We start from the raw sequence: 298 nt of genomic DNA on the forward strand, positions 1-298 counted from the left end.
TGATCGGCGAAGGCAGCCAGGGTCTCCTGGATCAGCTGGCGATGACGGGGGGTGTGTTCGCGCACCCAGGTCTGGCCGGTGCCGGGGAGCGCCGGGGTGTGCCAGGCCAGGGCATTGAGTTCGTGATTGCCGAGGATGCAGTGGGCATGGCCACCCTCGACCATGGCGCGCACCCGACGCAGGGCGCCGCGAATGCGCGGGCCGCGATCGACCAGGTCACCGAGAAAGATCGCCTGGCGTTCGGGATGCTGCCAGACGCCGTCCACCTGTTGATAGTCGAGGCGCTCCAGCAGCAGGT

General features: G+C 68.5%; 1 protein-coding gene. It reads right to left on the reverse strand.

All coding sequences use genetic code 11. From position 1 onward, the window contains the following. Nucleotides 1-296, reverse strand: a 296-nt coding sequence (locus tag FS767_RS22035; RefSeq protein ID WP_256674309.1) for a metallophosphoesterase, incomplete at its 3' end; no start/stop codon positions are given. Nucleotides 297-298: the final 2 nt, after the last annotated feature.

Source organism: Pseudomonas sp. DE0010 (assembly GCF_007680745.1).
GTDB lineage: Bacteria > Pseudomonadota > Gammaproteobacteria > Pseudomonadales > Pseudomonadaceae > Aquipseudomonas > Aquipseudomonas parafulva_B.